This window comes from Parahoeflea alexandrii (assembly GCF_024105735.1).
Lineage (GTDB): Bacteria > Pseudomonadota > Alphaproteobacteria > Rhizobiales > Rhizobiaceae > Hoeflea > Hoeflea alexandrii.
Window position 1 is genome coordinate 337,645 of the sequence record NZ_JAAAML010000003.1, and the last position, 21,715, is coordinate 359,359.

General features: G+C 63.4%; 23 protein-coding genes. 15 read left to right on the top strand and 8 right to left on the bottom strand.

The window, feature by feature from the left end; genetic code table 11:
- Positions 1–83 precede the first annotated feature (83 nt).
- A complete protein-coding gene (locus GTW23_RS16465; RefSeq protein WP_252916574.1) occupies positions 84–821 on the bottom strand; it encodes a dienelactone hydrolase family protein in 738 nt (245 codons plus the stop codon).
- Between the two features lie 225 nt (positions 822–1,046).
- On the opposite strand from GTW23_RS16465, the gene GTW23_RS16470 reads away from it, so the two are divergent.
- The 4 genes from GTW23_RS16470 to GTW23_RS16485 all read left to right on the top strand — a co-directional run bounded on the left by GTW23_RS16470 (position 1,047) and on the right by GTW23_RS16485 (position 4,216).
- A complete protein-coding gene (locus GTW23_RS16470; protein ID WP_252916575.1) occupies positions 1,047–1,940 on the top strand; it encodes a LysR family transcriptional regulator in 894 nt (297 codons plus the stop codon).
- A gap of 96 nt (positions 1,941–2,036) precedes the next feature.
- Complete coding sequence (wrbA, locus tag GTW23_RS16475; protein ID WP_252916578.1) at positions 2,037–2,660, top strand: NAD(P)H:quinone oxidoreductase; 624 nt, start codon at positions 2,037–2,039, stop codon at positions 2,658–2,660.
- Positions 2,657–3,298, top strand: a complete 642-nt coding sequence (locus GTW23_RS16480; RefSeq protein ID WP_252916579.1) for a DsbA family oxidoreductase — start codon at positions 2,657–2,659, stop codon at positions 3,296–3,298. The genes wrbA and GTW23_RS16480 overlap by 4 nt, the downstream gene beginning before the upstream one ends.
- Before the next feature lie 18 nt (positions 3,299–3,316).
- A complete protein-coding gene (locus GTW23_RS16485) occupies positions 3,317–4,216 on the top strand; it encodes an EamA family transporter (RefSeq protein ID WP_252916580.1) in 900 nt (299 codons plus the stop codon).
- On the opposite strand, the gene GTW23_RS16490 is transcribed toward GTW23_RS16485, so the two are convergent.
- Entirely contained in the window at positions 4,200–5,138 is a 939-nt protein-coding gene (locus tag GTW23_RS16490; protein ID WP_252916581.1) for a LysR family transcriptional regulator, read from the bottom strand. The genes GTW23_RS16485 and GTW23_RS16490 overlap by 17 nt on opposite strands.
- A 157-nt stretch (positions 5,139–5,295) precedes the next feature.
- Here GTW23_RS16490 and GTW23_RS16495 point away from each other — a divergent pair, with 157 nt between their 5' ends.
- The 5 genes from GTW23_RS16495 to GTW23_RS16515 all read left to right on the top strand — a co-directional run bounded on the left by GTW23_RS16495 (position 5,296) and on the right by GTW23_RS16515 (position 11,466).
- Positions 5,296–6,471, top strand: coding sequence for a cytochrome P450 (locus GTW23_RS16495; protein ID WP_252916582.1), 1,176 nt, complete (start codon positions 5,296–5,298; stop codon positions 6,469–6,471).
- A gap of 57 nt (positions 6,472–6,528) precedes the next feature.
- Positions 6,529–6,852, top strand: a complete 324-nt coding sequence (locus GTW23_RS16500) for a 2Fe-2S iron-sulfur cluster-binding protein (RefSeq protein ID WP_252916584.1) — start codon at positions 6,529–6,531, stop codon at positions 6,850–6,852.
- Positions 6,849–8,075 carry an NAD(P)/FAD-dependent oxidoreductase gene (locus tag GTW23_RS16505; protein ID WP_252916586.1) on the top strand — a complete coding sequence of 409 codons (1,227 nt, stop codon included), beginning with the start codon at positions 6,849–6,851 and terminating at the stop codon, positions 8,073–8,075. The genes GTW23_RS16500 and GTW23_RS16505 overlap by 4 nt, the downstream gene beginning before the upstream one ends.
- Before the next feature lie 117 nt (positions 8,076–8,192).
- Positions 8,193–9,230 carry a TRAP transporter substrate-binding protein gene (locus GTW23_RS16510; RefSeq protein WP_252916587.1) on the top strand — a complete coding sequence of 346 codons (1,038 nt, stop codon included), beginning with the start codon at positions 8,193–8,195 and terminating at the stop codon, positions 9,228–9,230.
- A gap of 514 nt (positions 9,231–9,744) precedes the next feature.
- Positions 9,745–11,466 (top strand): DNA sulfur modification protein DndB, encoded by a 1,722-nt coding sequence (locus tag GTW23_RS16515; RefSeq protein ID WP_252916589.1) that lies wholly within the window; start codon positions 9,745–9,747, stop codon positions 11,464–11,466.
- 281 nt (positions 11,467–11,747) lie between these two features.
- Here GTW23_RS16515 and GTW23_RS16520 read toward each other — a convergent pair whose 3' ends face one another.
- Positions 11,748–13,130: a TIGR03808 family TAT-translocated repetitive protein gene (locus GTW23_RS16520; RefSeq protein WP_252916972.1), complete on the bottom strand. Its 1,383-nt coding sequence runs from the start codon at positions 13,128–13,130 to the stop codon at positions 11,748–11,750.
- A gap of 238 nt (positions 13,131–13,368) precedes the next feature.
- Here GTW23_RS16520 and GTW23_RS16525 point away from each other — a divergent pair, with 238 nt between their 5' ends.
- Positions 13,369–13,563, top strand: coding sequence for a CTP synthetase (locus GTW23_RS16525; RefSeq protein WP_152009453.1), 195 nt, complete (start codon positions 13,369–13,371; stop codon positions 13,561–13,563).
- Between the two features lie 145 nt (positions 13,564–13,708).
- Here the strand turns inward: GTW23_RS16525 and GTW23_RS16530 are convergent, their stop codons facing one another.
- From GTW23_RS16530 to GTW23_RS16540, 3 genes are all read right to left on the bottom strand, one after another.
- Complete coding sequence (locus GTW23_RS16530; protein ID WP_252916591.1) at positions 13,709–14,098, bottom strand: hypothetical protein; 390 nt, start codon at positions 14,096–14,098, stop codon at positions 13,709–13,711.
- A gap of 220 nt (positions 14,099–14,318) precedes the next feature.
- Positions 14,319–14,909 carry a DUF2780 domain-containing protein gene (locus GTW23_RS23425; RefSeq protein ID WP_290129012.1) on the bottom strand — a complete coding sequence of 197 codons (591 nt, stop codon included), beginning with the start codon at positions 14,907–14,909 and terminating at the stop codon, positions 14,319–14,321.
- Complete coding sequence (locus GTW23_RS16540; RefSeq protein WP_252916595.1) at positions 14,821–15,699, bottom strand: dienelactone hydrolase family protein; 879 nt, start codon at positions 15,697–15,699, stop codon at positions 14,821–14,823. The genes GTW23_RS23425 and GTW23_RS16540 overlap by 89 nt, the downstream gene beginning before the upstream one ends.
- Before the next feature lie 342 nt (positions 15,700–16,041).
- On the opposite strand from GTW23_RS16540, the gene GTW23_RS16545 reads away from it, so the two are divergent.
- The 5 genes from GTW23_RS16545 (at position 16,042) to GTW23_RS16565 (ending at position 19,876) form a co-directional block, all read left to right on the top strand.
- Positions 16,042–16,803 carry a hypothetical protein gene (locus GTW23_RS16545; RefSeq protein WP_252916596.1) on the top strand — a complete coding sequence of 254 codons (762 nt, stop codon included), beginning with the start codon at positions 16,042–16,044 and terminating at the stop codon, positions 16,801–16,803.
- A 43-nt stretch (positions 16,804–16,846) separates the two neighbouring features.
- A complete protein-coding gene (locus tag GTW23_RS16550; protein WP_252916597.1) occupies positions 16,847–17,257 on the top strand; it encodes a carboxymuconolactone decarboxylase family protein in 411 nt (136 codons plus the stop codon).
- 7 nt (positions 17,258–17,264) lie between these two features.
- The gene (locus GTW23_RS16555) at positions 17,265–18,254 is read left to right on the top strand and encodes a magnesium transporter CorA family protein (protein ID WP_152009447.1); all 990 of its coding nucleotides are present in this window, start codon (positions 17,265–17,267) and stop codon (positions 18,252–18,254) included.
- Between the two features lie 85 nt (positions 18,255–18,339).
- Positions 18,340–18,813: a YchJ family protein gene (locus GTW23_RS16560; RefSeq protein WP_152009446.1), complete on the top strand. Its 474-nt coding sequence runs from the start codon at positions 18,340–18,342 to the stop codon at positions 18,811–18,813.
- A 172-nt stretch (positions 18,814–18,985) separates the two neighbouring features.
- Positions 18,986–19,876 carry a polysaccharide deacetylase family protein gene (locus GTW23_RS16565; RefSeq protein ID WP_252916598.1) on the top strand — a complete coding sequence of 297 codons (891 nt, stop codon included), beginning with the start codon at positions 18,986–18,988 and terminating at the stop codon, positions 19,874–19,876.
- A 111-nt stretch (positions 19,877–19,987) separates the two neighbouring features.
- Here GTW23_RS16565 and GTW23_RS16570 read toward each other — a convergent pair whose 3' ends face one another.
- Both GTW23_RS16570 and GTW23_RS16575 read right to left on the bottom strand, forming a co-directional pair.
- Positions 19,988–20,899 (bottom strand): fatty acid desaturase, encoded by a 912-nt coding sequence (locus tag GTW23_RS16570; RefSeq protein ID WP_252916599.1) that lies wholly within the window; start codon positions 20,897–20,899, stop codon positions 19,988–19,990.
- A 100-nt stretch (positions 20,900–20,999) separates the two neighbouring features.
- Positions 21,000–21,560: a glyoxalase superfamily protein gene (locus GTW23_RS16575; RefSeq protein WP_252916601.1), complete on the bottom strand. Its 561-nt coding sequence runs from the start codon at positions 21,558–21,560 to the stop codon at positions 21,000–21,002.
- Positions 21,561–21,715 lie beyond the last annotated feature (155 nt).

A 21,715-nucleotide genomic window follows, 5' to 3' on the forward strand; every position in this document is an offset into this window, starting at 1 on the left:
CATCCAAACTCATCAACGGCAGTACGTCGTGACTTTGTGGGCGCTCCCCGTAAACCGATATGGAGACCGCCCGCACAGCCTGGTCAGCCGGGGAGATGTTCGTTCAGGAAGTTCGAGAACGCTTCCCAGCTCTCGGTATCGGCGCGTTCCTGATAGCGGGAGGAGCCGAACACGGTGAAGGCATGCGGGGCCTTCGAATAGATCTCGATCGTGTAGGTATTCCCGGCCTGCTCGAGTTCGCCCGCCAGCGTCGCCACATCCTGCAGGGTGATCGACGTATCCGCGCCGCCATGCATCACCAGGATCGGCGGTTCGTCTCCGCTCCATGACTGGCCTTCCGGCGTGCTCAGCCCGCCGTGAAAGGTGGCAAACCCCTTTGCCTTGTCCGCCATGTCGCTTCGCGCCATCTCGAGCGCCACCGCGCCGCCGAAGCAGTATCCTGTCACCAGCATCTCGTCGGTACCGGAGCGTTCCAGGGCCTGTTCGATGCCCGCCTCGACCAGTGTTCTCATCCGCTCCCGGTCCTTGTAGAGCGCGCCGGTCGCCGCCACGCGGTGATCCATTGTTTCGGTCGGAGTGTCGTTGCCGAACATGTCCAGAGCAAAGGCGTTGTAGCCCATTTCGGCCAGCATGTCGGCTCTCTGGCGTTCGTAATCGGTCATGCCGTCCCAGTCGTGAACGATCAGCACGACACCCTTGGGATTGCTGGCCTCGGCCCAGTATCCGGAGAAGGTTTCTCCGCCGACCGTGTAGGAAACATCCGCGGCAAAAGCCGGGGCAGCAGCCATCAGAGAGAGTGTCAGAAGGGATGTAAGACGCATTTTTGCTCCAATTCTTAGCTGTGCAAGAAGGCTTTCAAGCCGCTCTGCCCACTGGCCCTGGCAAATGGATCAGCTTTTTCCGCGGTCAAGGGCAGGCGGTTTTCTGCGCTGGCCGGTGGCTGCTCACGATTTGGCCTTTGCCACAATCGTGCTAATCCGGTCGGGCACGGGACAGACCGGACGGACTGCAGCAATCCGGCCGGTGCGGCAGCGGGGAAAGCGGGAATGGACAAGCTCTCGGTCATGAATGCCTATTGCCGCATCGTCGAACGCGGCAGCCTTGCCCGCGCGGCCGACGATCTCGGCGTCTCGGCAGCCCTGCTCAGCCGCGAATTGAAGCTGCTCGAAGAGAGCCTTGGCTGCGTGCTCTTGACCCGGACCACGCGGGCGATGTCGCTGACCGATGCCGGGCGTCTCTATTACGAGCAGTCCCAGGCCATTCTCGATGCGGTCAGCCGCTCCGAGGACCGCATCCGCGAGGGCGCCGGCACGGTCCGCGGCCATCTCAAGGTCAACGCCTCCAGCTCCTTCGGCCAGATGGTGATCGCGCCGTTCCTGCCGAAGTTCCTCGAACACTACCCCGATCTCAAGTTTACACTGTCGCTCGATGACCGTGTGGTCGACATGGTCGAGGGCGGCTTCGATGTCTCGATCCGCATCCGAGCGGCAATGCCGGATTCGGCGCTTGTTGCGCGGCGCATCGGCACCGCCCGGCAGCGGATCTTCGCCGCGCCCGCCTACCTGAAACGCGCCGGAGCGCCCGCCACCCCGGACGATATCGGCAGCCACCGGGTCATCGGCTTCCTGCTCGCCGACCATCTGACCGGCTGGAACCTTTCAGGTCCGGGCGGCGAGCGTTCCATCACGCTGGATCCCGCCGTCAAGGTCGGCAACAGTCTTGTGTTGCGTGACATGCTGATTGCCGGCCACGGTATCGGCACCCTGCCGGATTTCGTCTCCGATGAAGCCGAGGCGCGCGGCGAACTCGTTCGGGTGCTGCCGGAGTGGGAACTGCCCGCGCCGGAGATCTTCGCCGTTACCGCTTCACGGCTTGGCATGGATGCGCGGGTTACCGCTTTCATCGAGCATCTCCGCGCCGCGCTCGATCGCCATTCCTAACGCCACGTAAACAATCCTTTGCGAGCCAGCGGCTTATTCCCGCGCCCTGTCTGGCCGATCTTCCCGGCATCGAAACACCACGCCGGAGAAGATTTCATGACCCGCATTCTCGTTCTCTACTATTCCAGCTATGGCCATGTCCGCGCGCTCGCCGAAGCTGAGGCCGAAGGCGCGCTCAGCGTCGCAGGCACCTTGGTCGACATCCGCCGCATCCCAGAGACCGTGCCCGAGCCGGTGCGCCGCGCCGCGGGCTACGTCGACGATGACACCCCGGTGGCAGCCCCCGCCGATCTCGCCGCCTATGACGGCATCATCTTCGGCACGCCGACGCGCTTCGGCATGATGGCCGGGCAGATGAAGCAGTTTCTCGACCAGGCCGGCGGGCTGTGGGCGAAGAACGCGCTCGTCGGCAAGGTCGCCGCGGTCTTCGCCTCCACCGGCTCGCAGCATGGCGGCCACGAGGCGACGCTGCTGTCGACCCACATCCCGCTGATGCATTTCGGCATGCTGATCGCCGGTCTGCCCTACACCTTCGCCGGCCAGACCTCGGGCGAGGGCATCATCGGCGGCGCGCCCTATGGCGCCGGCACCATCGCCGGTGCCGACGGATCGCGTGCGCCGACTGAAACTGATCTCGCCGGCGCCCGCTTCCAGGGTGCCCATGTCGCCCGCATCGCCGCACGGCTCGCCGGCGCCGATCTCGCTCGGGAGGCAGCATGATGGCCACGCTCACCATCGACTTCTTCCACGACGTCGTCTGCTGCTGGTGCTTCAACATCTCCTCGCGCATGCGCAGCCTGGCCCGCGAGTTCGATCTCGACATCCGTCACCGCAGCTTCGTGCTGCAGGCAAGCCGCAAGGAGATGGCCGCGCGCTGGGGCACACCCGCTGAGGCCCGCGAGACCATCCTCGGTCACTGGTCGGTCTGCCGCGATGTCAGTGACCGGCCCGACCTGATCGACGTGGAGGCCATGCGCTTGGCCCGCTTCGACTATCCGCACGGCTTCGAGGCGGCGCTTGCCTGCAAGGCCGCCGAGGCAATCGGCGGGCAGGCGGCACACTGGGACCTGTTCGACCGCATCCAGCTCGCTCATCTGGCTGAAGCGCGCGATATCGCCGACAGGCAGGTGCTTGCCGAGGCCGCCCGCGACATCGGGCTTGATGCGGCCGCCTTCGTCCGCGCCATTGCCGATCCGGCGACCGCCCAAGCGGTGGAAGCCGACCGCCAGGCCGCCCGCCTTCTGCAGGTACGCAGCATCCCAGCCCTGATCATTCGCGACACCGGTGCGCGGCTGGTCAATGGCCCAGTCGAGCATCTGCGCGCGCAACTCCGCGCCGCCGCTCACTTGGTTGCTTGAGCCTGAAAGGACATCACGATGAGACAGTCGTCCGACATTTTTCTGACCGCGCTGGCCCCGGCAATCTGGGGCAGCACCTATCTCGTCACCACCCAGATGCTGCCTGAAGGTTACCCGGTGACACTGGCCGTGCTCCGCGCCCTGCCGGCCGGGCTGCTGCTGCTGGCACTCACCCGCTGCCTGCCTCCGAGGGCCTGGCTCGGCCGCACCTTCCTGCTCGGCGCGCTGAATTTCGCCGTGTTCTGGTCGCTGCTTTTCGTTGCCTCCTACCGGCTGCCCGGCGGGGTCGCCGCCACGCTGGGCTCGCTGCAGGCGCTGATGGTGATCGTCATGGCGCGCGGCTGGCTCGGCACCCGCATCCGCAAGGGCGCCGTCGCCGCTGCGATCGCCGGTGTGTTTGGCGTGGCGCTGCTGCTGCTTGGCCCGGATGCGGGGCTCGATCCGGTCGGCATTGCCGCAGGCCTCGGCGGTGCTGCCTCGATGGCCGCCGGCACGGTCTTGAGCCGCAAGTGGCAGCCCCCGGTCTCCGCTCTCAGCTTCACCGCGTGGCAGCTGACGGCGGGTGGCCTGTTGCTGGTGCCCGTGGCGCTTGTCGTCGAACCGGCGCTGCCTGCACTGACACCGGTCAATCTCGCCGGTCTCGTCTGGCTCGGCCTGGTCGGTGCGGCATTCACCTATTGGCTCTGGTTCCGCGGCCTGTCGCGGCTCGAGCCGGGGGCAGCCTCGATGCTCGGCATGATGAGCCCCGTGACCGCCGTCATTCTCGGCTGGCTCTGGCTCGGCCAGGCACTGACGCCGCTGCAGATTGTTGGCGCCTTGATTGTGCTCAGCTCCGTCTGGCTCGGCCAGATCGCCAACCGTCCGTCCGCCGTTTTGCCCGGGCTGGCTCTGGCACCCGCAGTCAGCCGTCCGCGCTGACAGTGTGTGCCGGTTCCGGTTCTGGCTGGCCCGCCACGCATTCGAGGATCAGCTTTCTGAGCCAGTCGTGCATCGCCGATTTGTGGGTGCGGGTGGTCCAGACCAGGAAGACCTCGAATGGCGCCGGGCAGGGGGATTGGACGATCCGCACCGCATCGCTGTAGGTCTCTGCGACGCGGCCCGGAACGGTGGCGATCAGGTCGGTCCCGGCAATCACCTTCTCGAGCCCCGCCGGGCTCGGCACCTCCAGCACCGTGTTGAGTTTTTGCCCCAGCGTGTCCAGCTGTAGCAGGTAGCGTGAGCGCCAGGTGCCGCCATAGGTCACCGTCGCGTGCGGGGCGGAAACATACTGCTCGAGCGCCAGCGGCTGGTCGGCCAGCGGGTTGTCCCGGTCCATGACGCAGACATAGCGTTCGCTCAGCAGCGTACGAGAATAGAATTCGTGCCCGTCCGCCTGCAGCGGCCCCATCAAAAGGTCGGCATCCGACATCTTCAGGAGCTGGATGCCTTGCGTGGTAGAGTTCAGCGCGGTGATCCTGATTCCCGGCGCCCGCTCCCTCAGCGCCTTGACGACGCCGGGCAGGATAATTTGCCGCTCGTAATAGTTGCAGGCGATTGTTACCGTCTGCTCTGCAGCGCCCGGGTCGAAGGAGACAGGGGTGGCAAGCGTCTCGATCTCGTCAAGCATCCGCATCGCGGAAGTGACGATGATGCCGCAGCGTTCGGTCGGCACCACCCGTCCGCCTTGCCGGAAGAACAGCGGATCGCTGAAGGCGCGGCGCAGCTTCTCGATGGTGTAGCTGACCGCCGACTGGTTGACCCCCAGAACCTCCGCCGTTTCCGTGAACGAGCGGTTTTCGTAAAGCAGGCGCAAGGTGCGCAGCGCCGCGAAATCCATTGCCAGCAGGGTCGGCTGTTTCATTGCGGAAATCCCCGGTCACAGAAGCAGGTTCGTCTACGATATCAGAAAATCTGATTTGCCAAATCAAATTCATCTAATTGTTAGATTGAGCGCCAGTCCCTAAGGTTCCGGCCTCGACACGGGAGATGGCGGCACAGCTTGGGAGGGCTACGCGACAATGGCTTTTGCGCCGACGGATGAAACGATCACCATAGATCAGCTGACGCGCGATCCCTATGCGGTCTATCGCAGGCTGCGGGCGGAAGCCCCGGTTGTCACCGTCAGGTCGATCGGCAGGACCCTGCTGACCAAGGCGGCCGACACCCGCGCTGTCAAGGACAACCCGGCTCTGTTTAGCTCCAACGATCCCAACACGCCGATGCAGCGCGCCTTCCAGGCCCACACCCTGATGCGCAAGGACGGTGAAGACCACATGCGCGAACGCATGGCGATGACCCCGACCTTCTCACCGGCCAATCTGAAGACCCTCTGGATCCCGGCTTACGAGAAGCTTGCCGGCGAATATCTCGACAGGCTGCCGCGAAACGAGACCGTCGACCTGTTCCCCGCGCTCGCCGGACCGCTGGCGGCTCGCATCCTCGCCATCATTCTCGGCATCCCCGGCGCCACCGACGAGGAGATGCAGTACTGGAGCCAGGCGCTGATCGACGGTGCCGGCAATTTCGGCTACGCCGATGAACCCTTCGCCCGCGTCGACGCCTGCCACGCCGCCATGAACGCCATGGTGGAAGCCCGCGTCCCGCTGCTGAAAGCCGAGCCGGACCAGTCGGCGCTCTCGGTCATGATCAACGCCGCGGACCCGATCCCCTTCAGCCAGGTTCTCGCCAATCTGAAGATCGCCATTGGCGGCGGCATCAACGAGCCGCGCGATTCACTGCTCACCGTGCTCTATGGGCTTTTGACCAATCCCGACCAACTGGACGAGATCAAGCGCACCGGCAACTGGAGCGGCGCCTTCGAGGAGGGCCTGCGCTGGGTCGCGCCGATCCAGGCCAGTTCGCGCTGTGCCAATGAGGATACTGAAATCCGCGGCGTCGATATCCGCAAGGGCGAGATCATCATGACCGTCCAGGCCTCCGCCAACCACGACGAGGAGCTGTTCGAGGACGGCCACCTCTACAACGCGCTGCGTCCGAAGACTTCGCACCAGAGTTTCGGCAGCGGCCCGCATCATTGCATGGGCACGCACCTGGCGCGCGCCACTATCGGCAAGATCATATTGCCGATGATCTTCGAGCGCTTCCCCGACATGCAGCTGGTCGAGCCGGAGAAAGTGGTCTGGTGGGGCTTCGGCTTCCGCGGCCCGCTCAGCCTTCCGGTCAGGCTCAACTGAGATGTCAGGCTCAACTGATATGCCCGGTTCAACCGGCCAGATCCGAGGACACCGGTAATGCCGAAAATCACATTCGTCTCCCCCGATGACGGCCGCACCACGGTCGAGGCCGCCGGTGGCGACAGCGTCATGCAGGCGGCGCTCGCCAATGGCATCGAGGGAATTGTCGCCGAATGCGGCGGCGCGATGATGTGCGCCACCTGCCATTGCTATGTCGACGAGGACTGGCTGTCGCGGACCGGCGCCGCCTCCGACGAGGAACGCGCGATGCTCGATTTCGCCGCCAGCGAGGTCAGGCCCTCAAGCCGCCTGTCCTGCCAGATCGCGATCACCGAGGAACTCGACGGCCTGACGGTCCATCTTCCGGAAGCCCAGATATGAGCTCGGAACGCGTCGTCATTGTCGGTGGCGGTCACGGCGGCTTCCAGATGGCCGCCAATCTGCGCAGCGAGGGATTTGCCGGCGCCATTACGCTCATCGGCGAGGAGCCGGGCCTGCCCTACCAGCGGCCGCCGCTGTCAAAGGCCTTTCTCAAGGATGGCGACGCCGCACGGCTGCATTTCCGGCCGCAGGCGTTCTTCGACACCAACAATATCGAGCTGATGCCCGGAACGCGGGTAAGCCGCATCAATCGGGAAGCCAGGCACGTCACCACCGCCACAGGCACCGAGATCGGCTATGATCACCTGGTGCTGGCGACCGGCAGCCGCAACGTCCGGCCGCCCGTGGCCAATCTTCATCTCGAAAACGTGCTCTCGCTGCGCAATCTCGCCGATGCGGCGGACCTGCGCGCCCGTCTTTCCGCCGCCCGGCATGTGCTGGTGATCGGCGGCGGCTTCATCGGCATGGAATTCGCCGCCGTTGCATCTGATTTCGGTGTCGAGGTTACAGTCATCGAGGGGGCGGACCGGCTGATGGCGCGCACCGTTTCGGGCGCGGTTTCAAAGCATTTCCTGGCACTCCACGAAGGCCGTGGCACCAGGGTCCGGCTCGGCCGCTTCGTCTCGGAGCTACTCGATGACGGTACGGGCCGTGTCGCGGGCGTCCGGCTCTCCGACGGAACAGAGATCGCCGGCGACCTGGTGTTGATCGCAGCCGGTGTGGCGCCCAACAGCGAGCTTGCCGCCGAGGCCGGGCTTTCGGTCTCCAACGGTATCGATGTCGACACGCTTCTGCGCACCTCCGATCTCTCGATCTCCGCGCTCGGTGACTGCTGCAATTTCCCCGACCCGGTCTCGGGCAACCGGGTGCGGCTGGAATCGGTCCAGGCGGCCACCGACCACGCCCGCACCATCGCCAAGAGGCTCACCGGAAAGCCCGCGCCCTACACCGCCGTTCCCTGGTTCTGGAGCGACCAGAGCCATTTCAAGCTGCAGATCGCTGGCCTCGGCTCGGGCGCCGACGAGCAGGTCGCCCTGGAGCCGGAAGCCGGCGGTCTGGTTGTGATCAATTTCGCCGCCGGGCGGCTCATCAGTGTCGAGACTGTCAATTCCGCTGCGGCGCATATGAGCGCGCGCCGGCTTCTGGCTTCGGGACGACCCGTCGCGCAGGCCGAACTCGCAGCCCACAACTACAATCTGGTGGACTATGCGCGCGCGGTGTGAACCGGCACGGGGAGGGAGGCCCCGGAAAGAGAATACCAAAAGGGGAAATGCAATCGCCTGAACAGCACGGCTCAGGCGATTGACCGAATGCAGACAACGATCAAGGGAGGAAACCAAATGATCAGACGCAATTTCATCTACTCCGTGGTGGCCGGCGCGCTGGCGCTGACCGCACTGCCCGCAACAAGCTTCGCTCAGGAGGTCACGCTCCGGCTGCATCAGTTCCTGCCGCCGGTGGCCACCGTGCCGAAGCACATTCTCAAGCCCTGGGGCGACCGGCTGGCCGAACTCTCCGGCGGCCGCATCAAGATCGAGCATTTTGACGGCATGTCGCTCGGCGGTCGTCCGTCGGACCTGATGGACCAGGCCCGCGACGGCGTTGCCGACATGACCATGACCGTGGTCGGCTACACCCCCGGCCGCTTTCCGCGCACGGAAGTCTTCGAACTGCCGTTCATGATGACCAACCCGATCGCCACCTCGCTCGCCTACTGGGAAATGGTCGACACCGATTTCCAGAACAATGAATACAAGGATCTCAAGGTGCTGGGCGCCTGGGTGCACGGCCCCGGCGTGATCCACACCAAGGATCCGGTCACCAAGCTCGAGGACATGAAGGGCAAGACCCTGCGCGGCCCGACCCGGGTGATCAACGACATGCTCTCCGAGCTCGGCGCCGAGCCGGTCGGCATGCCGCTGCCGGCCATTCCCGAGGCCCTGTCCAAGGGCGTCATCAACGGCACCGTCATCCCCTGGGAGGTCACGCCCTCGATCCGGCTCACCGAACTGGTCAAGAACCACACCGAGTTCGGCGGCCCCGAGGCGCTCTACACCGCCACCATCGTGCTGGTGATGAACAAGGCCAAGTACGACGCGCTGCCGGAGGATCTGCGCGCCATCCTCGACGCCGAATCCGGCGACAAGCTCTCGGCCTTCGCAGCCGAGGTGATGGAAGCCTACGACAAGCCCGGCCGCGACATCGGGGTTGCCGCCGGCAACAACATCATCCAGCTCGACGAGGCCGAAGTCGCCCGCTGGAAGCAAGCCGCCCAGCCGGTCATCAACCGCTGGGTCGCCGAAATGGACAAGCAGGGCATCGACGGCAAGGCCCTGATCGACCAGGCCAAGAAGCTCATCGCCGAAAAGTCGATGTAAGGCTTGAGAAAAACCCAGGGCGCTCGGCGAGGGGAGCGCCCCGGATGGCATCCGGGAGATGCGGCACCGAGCGGGCAGAAATGCCCGCTCGTTTTGTGTTGGTGGTAGGGTGGTTGGGAGGGCGATGCGAGTCCCGATGTGCCGTCGGTTGCTTCGGCCGACCACAGGTCCGTAATGGGCGGTAAGCCGCCATTGGCTGCGTCGGGACAAAGCGACTAAAATGGGGCCGAACGCTGACTTTCGCGTTCGTGCAGTTTGGCGTCCGCTAACGACCCAATTGCGGACAGGCAACGCGCCGGAACCGAGCGGAAAGCTGGCTCACCTTGCATTTCTAAGCGACCGAATCGAATGTTCGCAATTTGCCTGACCCTGCAAGCGCAGCCTAAGGGATATTTAAGGTCGGACAATAGCTGCTTAAAAGACATTATTAAAATATCCCTGGGAAATTATAAATTGACTCCAGGGCGTCATTGTTGTACTTCTCTGCCATTGACCTAGAGACAGGAGAGACACAATGTATGGAAATACCGAAGGGATGCCGAAGACGATGATTTCGGAAGAAGCCGAAGGGAAGCTGACCAACCTCAGCTCGATGCTCGACCTCGGGACTGACGACGAGCCCGTAAATGTGTTGATGGGATACAACTTGGGTAACCCAACCTGGTCCGCTGACGTGAAACTCGCGACGTTCGTTGAGTGGTCGGAGATCGCGAATGATCCTGACAAGGGCGACATCGCCCAGCGGCGCCTCGACCCCAATCATGCGAAGAGCCTTGCCGGCTTCATGTTGAAAGGGTTGATCAACGCGGCCAAGGTTCGGCGTACGCTGCAGGGCAAGCCAATCCCCAAAATCTATTCCGAAATCCAGGATCGGCTGGGAACCAAGCCCTATTGTGCGTTACAGCCTGTTGTGGCCAACATTCGAGCAATTGACCCAAACAACCCCTCGATCCGTGCCGAACGCGGCATGACCAAGACTGGTGAGACAGTTGGCTTCAAGGTCTTCATGCCGCGGACCTACCGTTGGTGGGTCGTCGACGGCCAGCACCGCCGTTTCGGTGGCGAAATGCTGATGGACTGGCTCAAGGAAGTGACGCGGACAGGCCGCTATCCTGGGCGCGGCGGAATCATCGACCTCAAAGGCGAGATCAGCGAAGACGAAATGCTCGTCTGGGTTGAGGCCCTTGAGTGCGCTCGCACCTTTGCAACCGTCAAAATCGAGTTCCACCTTGGGCTAGGCATCCCTCAGGAGCGCCAGCTCTTCCATGATCTCAACAATCTGGGGAAGAAGATAAACGTCTCCCAGGCAACCGAGTTCGATCAGGGTAACCCGATCAACAACTTCGTGCGCGTCGTTCTCGAGGAGGGCATCGGTATTGCCATTACTGAACGCGACACGAAGGACTGGGCAAAAGACGATGGAGCTATGTTGCGAAAGGATCTCGCTGCCGTTAATTCGATCGCCTTCCTCAACAAGACGAACGCGCGGACCGCGACCCCTATCGTCGTTGCAGAAAGGCAGGAGGACGTCGCTCGGCTCTGGGAAGCGATTTGCGCCCTGCCTGGGTTCGGCGAAGACGGCGCCAAGCTCAAGACTGTGGCTGCCCAGCCTGTGGTGCTTAAGGCGCTGGCCAAGGTCACCTTTGACCTGCTGTACTCGAACCGGCGCCCCGAGAACGGTCGTGAGCTTTTCGACCGGCTAGTTGCCAACCTTGCTGACATCAAGTTTGAGCACGCCAACCCGATGTGGCGATACTACGAAATGTCCGAGGAAGAGCGCTCGGATCCGGAGATTGAAGGATTGGCCGATTTCCTTCCCGACGGAGGCTTGATTACGCCGGAGTCCAACCGTGACCTTGGCGCCTTTCAGGGCGGGATTATGCGCTTCGGCGCGAAGCACAACGACATCTATCCAATCCTTGGAGATATGATCCGCTGGAAAATGGATCTGCCCAATCGTCACTTGACCGGCGAAGGCATTGAAGCCGAAAGCAAGCCTCATAGGTTTCCAGCCGATGGCACGAGCTGTCGCTTCACCTATGGAGGCAAGGACTATAATGGAAAGATTGCCAATGGGCTCCTGATTGTCGAAGGGTTTGGCGACGGCTTCAAGTCCTTTTCAGCCGCCTCCCATGCGATCACGCAAACTAGCCGCAACGGCTGGCTGGACTGGCACTTTCAGGATTTGACTGGCACATGGGTTCTTGCTGACGAGTGGCGCAAGCAAGGCGCTTAACCCGATTGATTGGCTGTGGCACCTCAGACTGCTTTTAGTTCTGGGGTGCCCCAGTCGTTCGCAAATCGACACCCAATGAAAGTTGAGGTTTAGTTCTGCGCGGCGGACCCACCATAAGAGTAGGGCTGACGATAGGAGGGATTGTCCGCTTCCCACCAAGATGTGGACAAAAGAGGAAAGCAACGCCTCCCTCGTGAAGCCGGACACCCGTTTCCCTTACTTCATTCGCCGACGCTGCCCCCGTGCTATGCCCCTTCCCACCTCATGCCGCCCCAAACCCCTCAAGCCACCACATTCCGCTCCAGCGTCAGGTGCCCATACCGCCCCGCGCCAACCTTGGCCAGGTCCTTGGTCACCACCTCGTTCCAGCGGCAGCCGATGATGGCACCGCCCGGGGTGGTGTCGAACATGTTGCCCGAAATCAGCGCCGAGCCCGCGCCCTCGACCACGGAGACGGCGACGCCGGCGCCTGAGTTGCGGATCGTGTTGCCGGTGAAATTGACCGAGCGCAGGAACGGGCCCCAGCCCATCAGCACGCCCCATTTCGGCGCGCCCTCGATGACGTTGCCGCTGACCGCCGCATCCGCCTCGATGGCGATGCCGATGCCGAAGCCGGCATATTCGGCCGGGTAGGGGCCCTGGGTTGTGAGGTTGCGGATGATGTTGCCGGTGAGCGAGGCGAGCCGTCCGCCCTCGTTGAAATTGGCGACCGAGATCCCCACCGTGCCGCCGTCGATGAGGTTGGAGGCGATCACCGCGCCCTCGAAGGAGAACTCGGCATAGATCGCCGTCTCGCCCGAGCGGATCGCCTGGTTGGAGGTAATCTGGATGTTGCTCGCCTGGTTGGCGCGGATCGCCGAGAACGCGCAATCGGAGACGTGGTTGTTGGTCACCATCACGTTGCCGGCGCGGAAGATGTTGATGCCGTTGCCGTTCTGCCCGGTGCCGCCGGCGCGCGCGGAAATCCGCATCACCCGGTTGCCGTCGATCAGTGTCGCGTCCTCGCCCACCGACCAGCGGTGCACCAGGATGCCGCCATTGGCGCAGTCGCGCACCACGTTGCGGGTGATCGCAAGGCCGCGGCTCTCGACGGCGTAGATCCCCGCCAGCCGTGCGCCAAAAATCTCGCTGTGATGGATCCGCCCACCGCAGGCTTCCAGCGTCACCCCGTGCCCGTCGGCGCCGGCGATCGCCATGTCCTCGAGGATCGCCTCGCTGACGCCGCGCAGGTGCAGGAGCCCCGAGACATGGCCGCCCAGCCGCTGGTTGGCGCCGTCGAGCGTGAGGCCCGAGAGTTCGATCCGCCGCGCGCCTTCGGCCAGCATGAAGTGCCCGCGCCCGCCATAGATCAGCCGCGTTGCGCCCGGCACGCCGGTGATCCGGGCACCGTCGGGCAGGTCGATGTTGGAAACGACGTAGCTGCCCGGCGGCAGCCTTAGGATCCGGCCCGCCGCCGCAGCCTCGTCGATGGCGCGCTGGAACAGCCGGCTCTGGTCGTCGGCCACGCCGGGCAGAAGCCCGGCAAGATCGGCGTCATGTCCGCCGCGCAGGTCGATCCGGCTGAACAGGTCGCCGGCCCTGGCTTCCGGCGACGCCAGTGGCAAGGCAAGGCTCGCGGCGCTTGCGGCGGCAAGGCCGGAAAGAAGGGCGCGGCGGCTCAATATGTGACGGGTGTTGCTCATGCGGCTGATGGAGCAGGAACCGTGCCAGTTGCACCTGTGCCGGAATGGCACAGTCTTGCCGGCCAATCGCTGGCGGGAACACAACGGGATTGGCCAGGCTGCCCGAAAACGGCAATTTCGTTGAGCCAGATCAAAATGTCGCACCCGGCTCCGGTCTAGTCTGCGCTCCAGGGGACGCCGGAAGCAGTACGGCTCCCGGACCGAAAGACAGGAGACACTCATGCTCAAGCTTGCAGCAATGATCTATATCATCGTGGGAAGTATGCTGGCGGGCAGCTTCGTCGTCGCGGCATTGACGATGGGCCGCATGGACGCACTATCGATCTCGGTCGCGGCAGTTCTGGGTGCGGTGGCTGCTCTGCCGGTCGCCTGGATCGTCGCCGGCAGACTGAACAAGGCCATCCGTCCGGCCTGATGCGCCGCGTTTCCGGTTTCCGGATCCCGGGGGGGACGTCCGGAAAACCGGCAAAGCGTGCGCACGGCCACGGACGGGAGGAGCGCGGGGCTGGCTCGGGAGTGGCCGCCCCGCTGCTTCATCCGGTGGCGTTTGCCAGCTCCAGCTATCGCAACCGCACCAGCGGAAAAAAGGCATAGGCCAGTTGTGCGGCCAACCCGAGCAGCGCCGGTGCGGTTTGGTAAAGCGCCAAGTGTTCGCCAGGACTGCGTCCGGCAAGCAGCACCGAAACAAACAGTTCCGCTCCCATGAGCAGCGCCAGCGCAACCACGCCCATGACAAGCCGCGGGCTGAACCGGCTCTCGACGTCGAAACGGCGCAGTGCCCAGCCGCAGGCAATCCATGAAACCGCGAGCATCAGCGGCAGTTCAAGTGCCACCGCGCCGAGCGCGCCGGTCGTGGGCTCCACCAGCAGGGTCCGGATTGTCCCGAGCACGAACCCCGCCGCAAAGGTGGCACAGAAATAGGCCGCAGCTGCGTTCAATGCTTTGACCATACTCCGGGTCATCCCTTTGCACCGTGTTGTCCCGTTGCGCCTTTTTATCCCGTTGCAATGACCTGCCGGTTTATACGTTCTACCGGCCAGATGTCTTCCCGGCCTTGATATGCGTCAAGCATACAAGGCCACCGGAGGACCCAGCTGTACAGGTCACATAAGAAAACCCGGCGATTTTCACCGCCGGGTTTCCAAACATGTTCTCAACCGCTGTCGGTGATCAGACGAACTGCGACAGGCCCGGGATCGAGGCGACGATCTCGTCGATGGAATCGCCGGCGCCGTTCTCGCGCGCATAGCCCATGGTTTCCTTGGCGACGCTGGAGATTTCCCCCATGCCCAGGCCCATGCCCATCAGCTTCTGGCCAAGCCCCATCACACCGCCCATCGACAGCATGCCGCCGCTCGGCGCCTGCGCGATCAGGTCTTCAGCGCCCGGCACCGAAGCCAGCATTTCCTTGACCTTGTCGGCCGGACCTTCCGACTGAAGGAATTCGAGAATGGCGCCGACCGCCTTGGCTGCGGTGTCGGGGTCGATGCCGACATTGGTGGCGATACGGGAAACGAGATCGTTCAAGGGGATATCCTCCGGCTGTGTGACGTTAACGTAAGCGTAAACGCGAGATTTCGCCAATGCAAGCTGCCCCGGCGGATTTCGGCGCAAAACCAGGCCGAAATTTTGCCCAGGCCCGACCTGCGGCCGACCGGCAACGCGTTGCCGATCAGAACATGGTGCCCTTGAGGAAGGCAAGCGTCCGTGTCCATGCCAGATCCGCCGCCTGCTTGTTGTAGCGCGCCGCCGAAGTGTCATTGTTGAAGGCGTGGTTCACCCGCGGGTAGACATGGATCGCAAACACCTTGTCGTTGCTCAGAAGCGCGGAGCGGTATTCCTGCAGTCCGGCATTGATTCGCTCGTCGAGACCGGCATAGTGCAACAGCATCGCGGCCTTGATCCTGGGGACATCGGCCGTGTCCGGCTGGCGTCCGTAATAGACAATGCCGGCTCGCAGTTCAGGATCTGCCACTGCCAGTTGATTGACCAGAGCGCCGCCCCAGCAGAACCCGATGGCGGCCACCCGTTCGGTGGTTCTGGGGTGACCCGAAAGCCAGCCACGCGCCGCCACCGCATTGGCGATGTTGTCCTCCGGCTTCAGCTCGCTGACCATCTCCCGCGCCGTGTCCTCGTCCTCGGGCGTGCCACCCAGCGGCGAAAGAAAGTCGACGGCAAGCGCGGCATAGCCCTCAAGTGCCAGCCGCCGGGCAATATCCCGGATATGGTCGTTGAGCCCCCGGTTCTCATGAACGACGATGATGCCTGGAACCGCTTCCGTGGCGAAAGCGGGTATGGCCAGGTAGCCTGCCATAACCCCCGTAGCGCCTCTGAATCTGACTTCTGATGAGGCCACCCGGCGGTCGTCCGGCGCAATGATGGCAGCCTGCGCACCGTTGGCGGCCAGAAGCGGCGCAATCGCGGCAGCCGCGGTTCCGGAGCCGGCAAGCTTGGTCAGCTTTTCCATGAACCCGCGCCGGTCCAGCGTCAGGTGGGTGTAGTCGTCATAAGCCTGGATCATGGCCTGAGTAACGGTTGGTTTGTCTGCCATGCTCGTTCTCCCGATTTCAATCCATACAGATACGCAGATTTATTAAATTAGTATCCGCGAAAGACAACGAAATGATGTTCTACCATAAAAATAAAGGGTTTTCCCCCGTTCCCCAGGACCGTGCTGTTAACAGCAAGGCCTGTCACATCCGACGCCGTGTGCCTGTCTTTCACAGTCTAAGGTCCGTGTGTGAATGATATGTTTAGCTCCGCCATTGCCTGCCCGTCAGCGCGGACTGCATCTGCAACACCCGGCGGTCGCTTCATGGTCATCCCATGCTTTTCGCTGCGGCCCATTTCGGCTATGGAAACTGGACGGATTTATGGCCAGGGAGAGGGTGCGATGGGGATGGCAAAACGGGTGTGGGCGGCGGGAGCTGCAAGACAGTGGGGCAGGGCGGGGCTTGTCCTGCTGGTGGCTGTGCTCCTCGCAGGCTGCGAGAGTGTACCGGTGGAGCAGGGGCCGACCCATCTCGACCAGTTCCAGATCACCCAGATCGATGTCGACTTCTCCCGCGCCGAGCGGCCGTTGCTGGTGGCTGAACTGGATGGCGAGATCAGTCAGTCGGTCTCCGGGTCCAATCTCGGAGCGATCGGAACCCGCCTCGGCGTGGTCAATCAGCGTGACAGGCAACTCGCACTCGAGCAGGCGATATCCGAGAACGTCAAGGCGCATGTGCGCGATGCGTTCACGCCGCTGATGCGTGGCCAGCGTCCGGCGCGGGCCGTGGTGACGATTCGCTCGGTCTTCATCCGCAGCCGGGCCAGTCTTCAGCAGCTGACCGGCGCCAATGTCTTCATCAATGGTGAGAAGCGACCGGACAACGCCCAGTTCGTTGCAAGCATCGTGGTCTATGACATTGCCACCGGGATTCCCGTCGGCATGGCGGGGCCGATCACCCGCACCGATGACGGCGCGATCACCATCGCCGGAGGCGGGCCCAAGGCACCGCCTTACAGCAGCGCGGCACGGCTCAACCAGCTTGCCTTCGAATTCGCGCAAGGGGCAGCAAATGTGATCCAGCGCGAAGCCGCAACCGGTGAATATGTCGACGGCGACCAGGGCGACACCCGGGTGCTCTGGGAACGCAGATACAAGCTCTAGCATCAACCGGCCCGCGGCCCGGTACGAAAGGAAGCCAAACGCCATGACAACCTACAGCCCCGCCGACAACCCCGAGGCCGATGCCCGCGTCAAGGCGGTGTTCGATGACATTCGCAAGACCCGCGGTACCGATTTCATCAACAACATGTGGCGCTGGCTCGCGGTCGACCCGGCGTTGCTTGAAAGGACCTGGACCGAGGTCAAGGAGGTGGTCGGCAAGCCGTCCTCGATCGATCCACTGACCAAGGAGATGATCTACATCGCCGTCTCTGTCGCCAACAACTGCAGCTATTGCATCCACTCCCACACGGCCGCGGCCCGCGCCAAGGGCATGACCGAGGAACAATATGGCGAACTGCTCGCCATCATCGGCCTGGCCGGCAAGACTAACCAACTGGCCACCGCGCTGCAGGTCCCGGTCGATAACGTGTTCGATGCCGGCAGGGCCGGATGATCCAGGGATGATAAGGCTTTACGATGGTCAGGGCATTTGCCTCGACACGCCCGACACGGATGATGCCGCGCTGCCCGAAACGGTATGCTGGATCGACATGCTGCACCCGGTGCCGAAGGAAGAGGCGCAGGTCGAGGCGCTGATCGGCGTGGAGGTGCCGAGCCGGGACGAACTGCGCGACATCGAGCCCTCAAGCCGGCTCTACATCGAGAACAGCGCGGTCTATCTCACCGCCAGCGTGGTCTGGAAGGCCGACACCGATTTCGCCGAGATCGCCGACATCGGCTTCGTGCTGTCCGGCGACCGGCTGGTCACCATCCGCTATGCGGAGCCCAAGGCCTTCACCATGTTTGCCGCCAGCGCCCACCGCGAACTCGCTCACCGCGAGATCGCCGGCGCCGGCGGTCATGATGTTATGACCCGTCTGCTTGAGGCGATGATCGACCGCAGCGCCGAAGTGCTCGAACACCGCTCGCGCCGCATCGACGCGCTTTCCACCGAGGTGTTCTCGCGCGGTGCGGCAAGCAATCCCGAAGCCGTCACCCGTGACCTTGAGGCCACGCTCGGAATCATCGCCGGCCATCAGCGCACCGTCGCCAAGGTGCGCGAAAGCCTGATGTCGCTCGCCCGGGTCACGAGCTTCCTGCAGACGCTGCCTCAGATCATGGGCGACAAGGTACTCAAGCAGCGCTGCCGTTCGATGGCGGTCGACGTCCAGTCGCTGTCCGAGCATGCCGATTTCATCTCCGAAAACATCATCTTCCTGCTCGATGCCTCGCTCGGCCTGATCTCTGTGCAGCAGAACCAGGTTATGAAGGTGCTTTCGGTGGCGGCGATGATCTTCCTGCCGCCGACCTTCATCGGCACGGTCTATGGCATGAACTTCCAGGACATGCCCGAACTGAGCCAGCCCTGGGCCTACCCGGTCGCACTGACGATGATGGCCGTCTCGGCGCTCGGCCCCTATCTCTGGTTCAAGCGCAAGGGCTGGTTTTGAGGGCGTAGCTGCAGGACGCTGCTCCCGTCTTTGCATTCCAGCCGCATGCCGAAACCCCTGCCGGACCGACGCCAAGGAAACCACCATGCCCTCATGCCCCTGCGGATCCATGCTCGACCTTTCCGCCTGCTGTGGTCGCTTTCACGCGGGCGAGCCCGCGCCGACGGCCGAGGCGCTGATGCGCTCGCGTTATGCCGCCTATGCCCTCGGGCGGCTCGATTACATCACGGCCACCTGTGCCGGCCCCGCCGCCGCCGGCTTCGATGTGAAGGAAGCGGAGCAGTCGCAACTGGGTACAAACTGGCTTGGGCTCGAGATCGTGCGGAGCCGCAAGGGCAGGGAAGCCGATGAAGACGGAACGGTCAGCTTCATCGCCCGCTACAGCCACAATGGCACTGCGGGCGCACTTGAGGAGACTTCGCAATTCCGCCGCATCGACGGCCGCTGGCTCTACTGGGACCGGCTCAACGAGGCCGCGGCCCCGCGCCAAGCCAACGTCGGCCGCAATGACCCGTGTCCCTGCGGATCGGGTAAAAAATACAAGAAGTGCTGTAGCTGAAACCGCAGGTTCCGGGCTCGGAAGCGGCCTGTGCCAATCTCGAATTTCACCGTACTTTCTCAGGATGTTGACGTCCGGCCTCGCTTCAAAGGTGCGGGTTGGGGCGTCATCAACGCTCGGTTAACCATAATCCGCGAAAATCTGGCATCGACACTTTTGTGAGTTCAGTGCCATGGTTTCGCGTCTTGCCCTTTTTTGCGTCCTGTCGAGCCTCGCCATGGCTGGCTGTGCCTCAAAACCTCCGTCCGGTTCCGACGCCGCCCGAACCGCCTATGTACCGGTTGCCGGACAGCAGTCGCTGCTCGGCCGCGACAAGGCCGGTAACCCCGATGGCAATCCGGCTTTTGCCGCCTTCCGCAATGCGCCGGGACGCAAGAGCTTCGGCTCGCTCGCCGGACGGACGCTGACGGTCTCCTCGATCTCCGAGATCCGGCTGGCCGACAAGGAAGTCATCCTGACCTTTGACGACGGTCCGATCCCCGGCAAGACCGACCAGGTGCTGGCAACGCTTAGGCAATACGGCGTCAAGGCAACGTTCCTGATGGTCGGCCAGATGGCGAGCAATTATCCGGCGATCGCCCGACGGGTTGTTGCCCAGGGCCATTCCATCGGCGGTCACACCTACAACCATGCCAACCTGGCGAATGCGGGCTATACGCGCGCGCTCACCGACATCGCCAACGGAAATGCCGCTGTCAGCAGGGTCACCGGCACCCCGGTCGGCTTTTTCCGCTTTCCCTATCTGGCCGATACCGGTGCATTGCGCCAGGCTGCCGCCGATCGCGGCCTGGTCATTCTGGATGTCGACATTGATTCCAAGGACTATTTCAAGCTGAGCCCGGAGACCCTTGCCGCAAACACCATGGCCCGGGTCCGCGCCAAGCGAAGGGGCATCATCCTGATGCACGACATTCATGGCCGCACCGCTGCGATGCTGCCCACGCTGCTGGCGCAGTTGAAGGCCGGCGGCTACAAGGTCGTGGCCCTGCAGTACCGCCGCTCGCGCATGCCGCAATTGTTGGTGGATGCCGAAAACGCAAGCAGCAAACCGCGCCGGATGTAGGTCCGCAGCTCCAATGACCAATGACGGGACCAATGACGGGGACAGTTTACTTTTCTTGTCCTTGAAATGTCAGTTTGCCTTGAAGCCCGAAGAGAAAACTAAACTGTCCTCTCACTTAGCCGCCGCCACGCCGCCGTTGATGGCGGGTGCGTACCTTGCATGAAAGCTTGAGTACCCCTTTTCCGTCACCTTGAGATGTTCAGCCGCCAGCCTGTGCAGGACGGGAAGCTTGTGGAACGGCACCGACGGATAGGAATGATGTTCGGCATGGTAGGGCATGTTCCAGGCCAGCTGCCGCACAGCGGCATTGGTCAGCGTGGTGCGGGAGTTCTCCAGCATGTTGGCGACATGGGCGCAGCGCCCGTGCTCGGCCAGCAGATAAAGCCTTAGGAACGGCTGGCCGAGCGCCATCGGGATCAGCCAGATGAAGACAAGCGCCGTGCTGCCGAGCGCAATGCTGCCCGTCAGCAAGACAAGATAGACGCCGATCATAGCCCACGCCTCGTTGCGCACCATCGAGCGCTTGGCCTCAGGCACGAACTCGTCCCCGCAGCGCCCGGCGGCATGGCGCAGGATGGTGCCGAGATGATCGATCCACACCGGAAGGCCGGAGACATAGAGAAGATACTGCGCCCAGGTATCGGGCTTCGGCGACGCCAGTTCCGGATCCTTGCCCGGGACTTGCGTGAAGCGGTGATGGGCGAAGTGGAAATAGCGGAACCAGCGCGGCGGAAGCAGGATCACGTAGCCGCTCAGATGTGCCGCCGCCACGTTGAGCCAGCGCGTGCGGAACGGGGTGGAATGGCTGGCCTCGTGCAAGAGCGTAAACAGGAAGACGAGAAGGATCCCCTGCGGCAGCATCAGCACCGGCCAGAACGGCACCCGGGCCAGGACAAACGCGGCGAGCAGCGCGATCGCGCCCAGGTGCAGTACGAGGTGCAAGAGGCCGGCCCTGTCCGATGTCTCGGTCAGCTCGCGGCACTGCGCGGGCGTCAGGCTGGCGAGGAAACTCTTGTGATCCATGCGGCTGGCGTCTCCGGTTCAACGTAAATCTAGCCAAATCCCCGCCCTCGCGATAGCGCTGCGAGGGCGGGTGGCGATGCGCCGTTATCTTCAGACGGCTCTACCCGTCCTTGCGTTCGATGAAGCGCAGCCGGTTGCCGAACGGATCGATCACCTGCATCTCCATCCCCCAGTCCTGGCTCTGCAGGCCCGGCCGGTTGTAGCGATAATTCTTGCCGGACACTTCCGCATGAAGCGCCGCGACGCCGGTGCAGAAAACCACGGCATTGGCGCCGGGCGTCGCATCGCCCGAATGCTCGCTCAGGTGCAGCTTGAGGTCGCCGCGCGAGACCTGCATGTAGATCGGGGTGTCGGGTTCGAAGCGATGCTCCCAGTCGACGCTCATGCCCAGAAACCCGAGATAGTATTCCCGCGCCTTGTCCACGTCGAAGATGCGGAAGATCGGCGTGGCGCCTTCGGATTGCAGCTCGGCATCTGCCTTTGTCTCTCTTGCTCTGCCCGTTGCCGCGTCGATCCGGGCGGAGAGAATGTTCCAGCTATCCAGCCCGAACTGGCGGGCGACGATCTCCAGCGCCTCGCTGTGGGGCATGTCGATGCCCTTGTCAGCCAGCCGCTCGCGCATGGCTTTCGCCATGGCCTTGGAATCCAGATATGTACGCATGATGGTCTCGATCCTTATCAATGGCGAAAATCCTGGTCAGTATCCGCGTTGCTGACGGTTTCGCCGTGAAGGATGAAACCTGTCGTGATCCGTGGTGCTTTCGCCTTGCCCTTATCGGGTGCGGATTGCCGGCAGCATCGGGCCGTTTCGCAATC

Bases quoted from the DNA above. Each gene is read 5' to 3' on its own strand.
- GTW23_RS16485 (WP_252916580.1), top strand. From the start codon at position 3,317: ATGAGACAGTCGTCCGACATTTTTCTGACCGCGCTGGCCCCGGCAATC.
- GTW23_RS16505 (WP_252916586.1), top strand. From the start codon at position 6,849: ATGAGCTCGGAACGCGTCGTCATTGTCGGTGGCGGTCACGGCGGCTTC.
- GTW23_RS16510 (WP_252916587.1), top strand. From the start codon at position 8,193: ATGATCAGACGCAATTTCATCTACTCCGTGGTGGCCGGCGCGCTGGCG.
- GTW23_RS16545 (WP_252916596.1), top strand. From the start codon at position 16,042: ATGGGGATGGCAAAACGGGTGTGGGCGGCGGGAGCTGCAAGACAGTGG.
- wrbA (WP_252916578.1), top strand. From the start codon at position 2,037: ATGACCCGCATTCTCGTTCTCTACTATTCCAGCTATGGCCATGTCCGC.
- GTW23_RS16490 (WP_252916581.1), bottom strand. From the start codon at position 5,138: ATGAAACAGCCGACCCTGCTGGCAATGGATTTCGCGGCGCTGCGCACC.
- GTW23_RS16480 (WP_252916579.1), top strand. From the start codon at position 2,657: ATGATGGCCACGCTCACCATCGACTTCTTCCACGACGTCGTCTGCTGC.
- GTW23_RS16465 (WP_252916574.1), bottom strand. From the start codon at position 821: ATGCGTCTTACATCCCTTCTGACACTCTCTCTGATGGCTGCTGCCCCG.
- GTW23_RS16560 (WP_152009446.1), top strand. From the start codon at position 18,340: ATGCCCTCATGCCCCTGCGGATCCATGCTCGACCTTTCCGCCTGCTGT.
- GTW23_RS16525 (WP_152009453.1), top strand. From the start codon at position 13,369: ATGCTCAAGCTTGCAGCAATGATCTATATCATCGTGGGAAGTATGCTG.
- GTW23_RS16570 (WP_252916599.1), bottom strand. From the start codon at position 20,899: ATGGATCACAAGAGTTTCCTCGCCAGCCTGACGCCCGCGCAGTGCCGC.
- GTW23_RS16555 (WP_152009447.1), top strand. From the start codon at position 17,265: ATGATAAGGCTTTACGATGGTCAGGGCATTTGCCTCGACACGCCCGAC.
- GTW23_RS16515 (WP_252916589.1), top strand. From the start codon at position 9,745: ATGTATGGAAATACCGAAGGGATGCCGAAGACGATGATTTCGGAAGAA.
- GTW23_RS23425 (WP_290129012.1), bottom strand. From the start codon at position 14,909: ATGACACTTCGGCGGCGCGCTACAACAAGCAGGCGGCGGATCTGGCAT.
- GTW23_RS16530 (WP_252916591.1), bottom strand. From the start codon at position 14,098: ATGGTCAAAGCATTGAACGCAGCTGCGGCCTATTTCTGTGCCACCTTT.
- GTW23_RS16470 (WP_252916575.1), top strand. From the start codon at position 1,047: ATGGACAAGCTCTCGGTCATGAATGCCTATTGCCGCATCGTCGAACGC.
- GTW23_RS16550 (WP_252916597.1), top strand. From the start codon at position 16,847: ATGACAACCTACAGCCCCGCCGACAACCCCGAGGCCGATGCCCGCGTC.
- GTW23_RS16565 (WP_252916598.1), top strand. From the start codon at position 18,986: ATGGTTTCGCGTCTTGCCCTTTTTTGCGTCCTGTCGAGCCTCGCCATG.
- GTW23_RS16540 (WP_252916595.1), bottom strand. From the start codon at position 15,699: ATGGCAGACAAACCAACCGTTACTCAGGCCATGATCCAGGCTTATGAC.
- GTW23_RS16495 (WP_252916582.1), top strand. From the start codon at position 5,296: ATGGCTTTTGCGCCGACGGATGAAACGATCACCATAGATCAGCTGACG.
- GTW23_RS16500 (WP_252916584.1), top strand. From the start codon at position 6,529: ATGCCGAAAATCACATTCGTCTCCCCCGATGACGGCCGCACCACGGTC.
- GTW23_RS16575 (WP_252916601.1), bottom strand. From the start codon at position 21,560: ATGCGTACATATCTGGATTCCAAGGCCATGGCGAAAGCCATGCGCGAG.